Origin of the sequence: Mesorhizobium sp. M7A.F.Ca.ET.027.03.2.1, assembly GCF_003999175.1 — a bacterium.
Taxonomy (GTDB): domain Bacteria; phylum Pseudomonadota; class Alphaproteobacteria; order Rhizobiales; family Rhizobiaceae; genus Mesorhizobium.
In genome coordinates this window covers 1-4,833 of the sequence record NZ_RZOM01000425.1, presented here as the reverse complement: position 1 = coordinate 4,833, position 4,833 = coordinate 1, and the positions used below count along the sequence as shown (strand labels likewise).

The window sequence follows — 4,833 nt, the reverse complement described above, 5'->3', positions numbered from 1 at the left end:
GCGGATGATCGTCGGCGATGACGAAAGAATAGCCTGCCGGCAAATGTCCCTCCCCAAATCCCCGATGATTTTTGGCTTTTCGGGTTCAATTGGACGATTATGAGGGGCTGCGCGCTGTTTTCAAGCGGCAAAGCCAGCGCGCCGCCTCCCCTGGTTGAAGCGCTCAGGTCTTCTGGGCGCCGTCGTCCTTGTCCATATCCTTGACGATGCCCATGAAGCCGCGCAGGAAGCGCTCCATGTAGCTCATGGTCTTGTTGAAATCCTCCTCGCTCGGCAGTTTCGATTCGAGGCGGGCGGAGAGCGAATTCTCGAGCTTGGTGACGCGCTCGTCCATCGCCTTCATCGAGGTTTGCAGGCGGTCGACCTCGTCCTGGAAAGCAGCGCGTTCGTCGGCCGCCATCTTGCAGACGAGCTGGCCCGAACGTTCCTCGCAAATCGACATGGCGCCGGTCTGCGTATCGATACGGACAAAGCCGCTATCGGACTTTTCCAGGCGGTAGCGGTCGGTCTCTTCCGAATAAGCTGAAGCCGCGACCAGCGAAACGAGCGCGGCGGGGATCAAGATGTGCTGCAGACGCATGTTGTCCTCCATGGCCAAGGCCTCAGATATCGCATGTTTGCGCCGGAAATGGGGAAGACCCTTGGCGTGGCCTTTCCCGAATGGCTGGTTCGGACTATAGCGCAACCATGTCTCAGATTATCTACAAGATAACCCCGCAAGCGCCTTGGCGCGAGGCCGAAACGCATGGTCGCTTCACCGGCGCGCCGATCGATGTCGCCGATGGCTTCATCCATTTCTCAACGGCAGCACAGGTCAGGGAAACGGCGGCAAAGCACTTTGCCGGCCAGACGGACCTTCTGCTGGTCGCCATCGACGGCGCCGGCCTGGGTGCTGCGCTGAGATACGAGGTCTCGCGCGGCGGCGCGCTGTTTCCGCATCTTTATGGCCCGCTGGACCTCAAGGCCGTGCTGTGGGTCCGGCCGCTGCCGCTTGGCGCCGATGGTGTGCACCAGTTCCCGGCACTGGAGGGGCAATGAGCGTGCTCGACCGGCTCGGCCAGAAGCTGCTGTTCGCCTTCGATCCGGAAACCGCGCATGGCATGTCGATTGCGGCGCTGCGATGCGGCCTGCCGGTCGGTGCGCGGACGACGCTCGACGCGCGGCTGAAGGTCAGCGTCTGCGGCCTCGATTTCCCCAATCCGATCGGCATGGCGGCCGGCTATGACAAGAACGCCGAGGTTCCGGACGCGTTGCTTGGCCTGGGCTTCGGTTTCGCCGAGGTCGGTACCATCACGCCGTTGCCGCAGGCCGGCAATCCGAAGCCGCGTATCTTCCGGCTGACTGCCGACGATGCGGTGATCAACCGATTGGGCTTCAACAATGAAGGCCATGCAGCGGCCGAAAAGCGCCTTTCCGCACGCAAGGGGCGCTCCGGCATCGTCGGTGTCAACATCGGAGCCAACAAGGACAGCAGCGACCGCATCGGCGACTATGAGCGCGGTGTCGCCCGGTTTGCGCAATACGCCAGCTATCTCACCGTCAACATCTCCTCGCCCAACACGCCGGGCCTGCGCAACATGCAGGCGCGCGAGCAGCTTGGCGAGCTCTTGTCGCGGGTCATGGCCGCGCGCGCCACGGCAACGGCGCAGCCGCCAGTGTTCCTGAAGATCGCGCCGGATCTGGTCGAGGCAGAGCTGGAGGACATCGCCGCCGAGGTCACCGAAAAGCAGGTGGACGGCGTCATCGTCTCCAACACCACCATCTCCCGACCGCCATTGCGCAGCGGCGACACCGCGCGCGAGACCGGCGGGCTCTCCGGAAAGCCGCTGTTCGAGCGTTCGACCATCGTGCTGGCGAAGATGCGCAAGCTGCTCGGACCGGATCGCGCCATCATCGGCGTCGGCGGCGTCGATTCCGCCGATACGGCGCTGGACAAGGTCCGTGCGGGTGCTGATCTGGTCCAGCTCTACACCGGCATGATTTATGCCGGGCCTTCACTGCCAGGCCGTATTCTTTCCGGAATGGTCCGTTTCGTCGAAAAGGAACGGCTGAAGTCGATTTGCGAGTTGCGCGACAGCCGCCTCGACTTCTGGGCGTCCAGGCAACTCTGAGCCTGCTCTCAGGAGCGTAGATTGCGACTGACGGCCCGCTCGCAAATGGCGCCGCCGATGGCAGGCAACACGCCGAAGAGAAGCAACTGCGCGGTGCCGCCGATGCCAGAAACCGCGGAGAGAATGAACGCAGCGAGCAATCCCAGCGCCGCGCCCAAGACATATGGCAGGTAGCTTCGCATAAGCTCGCCCTGGAACAATTGGTGCATCAAGTCTGTTGGAAATCGACTGAAAGTGCAAGTGCATCCGACCGCACAGCAGGGCAACGAATTCGGTTTAACGGGTTGCTTCGGAGCCTCGCCGGCGCATTGGCTGACGGAGCATCAAACGAAAAACCCGCCTGTGCGGCGGGTCACTGGCGCAAATCAGCACCATGGCCAAAAATGTACCATAGCTGAGATCACCGAGTCAAGAAAAAATTCCTATCACGAACAGGTGCCGTTCGCTGCCTGGACGGCGCAGGGCCTTCCGGGGCACCGTCTAAAACGCCGTCCGCACCCTGAGCCGCAGGATCGTCAGCAGGCTGAAGCCTCGCACCAGCAGGAAGACGTGCAGCGCCGCCCACAGTCCATTGTTGCCGAAGGCGGGCGCAAGGGTGAGCAGCGCGGCCGCGAAAACCAGGAACGACAGCAGCATCATGTTGCGCATGTCGCGGGACCAGGTCGCGCCGATGAAGACGCCATCCATCTGGAACGCCAGCACACCGCTCAGCGCCGTGAATGCCGCCCATGGCAGGTAGATGTCGGCCACCGAACGGACTTCCTCCGATGTCGTCACGAGAGCGACCAGATTGGCGCCACCAGACAGCATTACCAGCGTCGCGGCTCCCGCCAGTCCGAAACCCCAAAACAACGTCAGCCGCACGGCCTGGCGGAACGGTGCGGCGGCACGTGCGCCGACGGCACGGCCCGCCAGCTGTTCGGCGGCGGTGGCAAAGCCGTCGAGGAAATAGCCGGCGACGAGGAAGAAGTTCATCAGCACGGCGTTGGCGGCCAGCGTCACCGTGCCGAACTGCGCGCCCTGGCGGGTGAACAATGCGAAGGCGGCGAGCAGCGAGAACGAGCGGATCATGATGTCGCGGTTGAGCGACATCATGCGCAGGAAGGCGGCCATGTCGAGCAGGCGGTGGCGCGGCAAGGATGGGGCGGCCCGGAACCGGCGGATCACGATCGCCAGGCCGAGCAGCATGGCCAGGAACTCACCGGTGACGGTCGCCCAGGCAACGCCGGCGACACCCCAGCCAAGTTCCAACCCAAGCAGGAAACAGAGCGCGATGTTGATGCCGTTCAGCACCAATTGCAGCATCAGCCCAAGCCCGCCCTCGCCGCGCCCCAGCACATAGCCGAGGATGGCGTAGTTGATCAGCGAGAACGGCGCCGCGAGCAGCCTGATCCTGATGTAGACGCCCATCGCCTCGCTGACGCGCGGTTCGGCGCCCATGAACTTTTGCCCGGCGATGGCGACCAGCGGCGCAAGGGCAGCGAGCACGATGCCGGCGATAACCGCGATCAGCACGGCGCGCCAGAAAACCGCCTGTTCCTCCAGGGCATCGCCACGCCCAAACGCCTGTGCGACGAGCCCGGTGGTGCCCGAGCGCAGGAAATTGAAAGAGGTGAAGACGACGTCGAAGATCAATGCGCCGGCCGCCAGGCCGCCAAGCAAGGCGGCATCGCCGAACTGGCCGATGACAGCCGTGTCGACCAGGCCGAGCATCGGCGTCGTCAGGTAGGCAAGCGTCATCGGCACGGCGATGGCGAGCACGGAGCGATTGGTGACGACAAATGATCCGGCGTGAAGAGGGGATCCCGCGTGGATGGGGGATCCGGCGTCGGCTGGTGTTGCACCTTTGTCCAAGGATTGCTGCCTTGCTGATTGCGGCTTGATCGAACTGCCGATGTGGCCCATTTTCCAGCCACCGTGCAATCACTCTTCCCGTGACGGCCAACCGAAATCCCCGGCCTGGCGCGAGCCGCCGGATCCAGTTCATGCCCCTGCACATCGTCCATCATCCCGACTACGACGCCGGCTTCGCCGTCAACCATCGCTTCCCGATGAGCAAATATCCCCTGCTGATGGAGGCGTTGCGTTCACGTGGCCTCGCCGGCCCCGACGCGCTCAGCACCGCCGAACCGGCACCGGTGTCATGGCTGGAGCTTGCCCATGCGGCGAATTATGTCGACCAGGCCGTCAACTGCCGCGTGCCCGAGAAGATCGAGCGCGAGATCGGTTTTCCGATCGGACCCCGCGTCTCGCTGCGCGCGCAGCTTGCCACCGGCGGCACCGTGCTGGCGGCGCGGCTGGCCTTGCGCCACGGTATCGCCTGCAACACCGCCGGCGGCAGCCATCATGCGCGGCGCGCGCAAGGAGCGGGCTTCTGCACCTTCAACGATGTCGCCGTCGCCGCGCTGGTCCTGCTCGCCGAAGGCACGGCGCGCAACATCCTGGTCGTCGATCTCGACGTGCACCAGGGCGACGGCACGGCGGATATTCTTGCCGATGATCCACGCGTGTTCACCTTTTCCATGCATGGCGACCGCAACTACCCCGTGCGCAAGATCGCCTCCGACCTCGATGTCGCGCTGCCCGACGGCACGGGTGACGCCGCTTACATGAAGAGGCTCGCCGCCATCCTGCCGGAGCTCTCCGCCCAAGCCCATTGGGACATCGTGTTCTACAATGCCGGCGTCGACGTCCATGCCGAGGACCGGCTTGGCAGGCTGTC

General features: G+C 64.1%; 6 protein-coding genes. 3 read left to right on the top strand and 3 right to left on the bottom strand.

Translation table 11 applies throughout. The features are described from left to right. Window positions 1-163: 163 nt before the first annotated feature. On the bottom strand, window positions 164-580 hold the full coding sequence (locus EN750_RS18725) for a hypothetical protein (RefSeq protein ID WP_127266720.1): 417 nt from the start codon (window positions 578-580) through the stop codon (window positions 164-166). Window positions 581-687: 107 nt separating this feature from the next. Here EN750_RS18725 and EN750_RS18720 point away from each other — a divergent pair, with 107 nt between their 5' ends. Then, window positions 688-1,038, top strand: coding sequence for a DUF952 domain-containing protein (locus EN750_RS18720; protein WP_063173552.1), 351 nt, complete (start codon window positions 688-690; stop codon window positions 1,036-1,038). Continuing rightward, entirely contained in the window at window positions 1,035-2,111 is a 1,077-nt protein-coding gene (locus tag EN750_RS18715) for a quinone-dependent dihydroorotate dehydrogenase (protein ID WP_127397293.1), read from the top strand. Before EN750_RS18720 ends, EN750_RS18715 begins: the two co-directional genes overlap by 4 nt. An 8-nt stretch (window positions 2,112-2,119) precedes the next feature. Here EN750_RS18715 and EN750_RS39500 read toward each other — a convergent pair whose 3' ends face one another. Both EN750_RS39500 and EN750_RS18710 read right to left on the bottom strand, forming a co-directional pair. Beyond that, a complete protein-coding gene (locus tag EN750_RS39500) occupies window positions 2,120-2,269 on the bottom strand; it encodes a hypothetical protein (RefSeq protein ID WP_164750861.1) in 150 nt (49 codons plus the stop codon). Window positions 2,270-2,591: 322 nt separating this feature from the next. Continuing rightward, window positions 2,592-3,965: an MATE family efflux transporter gene (locus EN750_RS18710; RefSeq protein WP_127397292.1), complete on the bottom strand. Its 1,374-nt coding sequence runs from the start codon at window positions 3,963-3,965 to the stop codon at window positions 2,592-2,594. 131 nt (window positions 3,966-4,096) lie between these two features. Between EN750_RS18710 and EN750_RS18705 the strand changes: the two genes are divergently transcribed. After that, on the top strand, window positions 4,097-4,833 hold a 737-nt coding region (locus tag EN750_RS18705), incomplete at its 3' end, for a histone deacetylase (RefSeq protein ID WP_145967760.1).

Excerpts from the sequence above, each read along its gene's own strand:
- EN750_RS18720 (WP_063173552.1), top strand. The coding sequence starts at position 688 with ATGTCTCAGATTATCTACAAGATAACCCCGCAAGCGCCTTGGCGCGAG.
- EN750_RS18715 (WP_127397293.1), top strand. The coding sequence starts at position 1,035 with ATGAGCGTGCTCGACCGGCTCGGCCAGAAGCTGCTGTTCGCCTTCGAT.
- EN750_RS18725 (WP_127266720.1), bottom strand. The coding sequence starts at position 580 with ATGCGTCTGCAGCACATCTTGATCCCCGCCGCGCTCGTTTCGCTGGTC.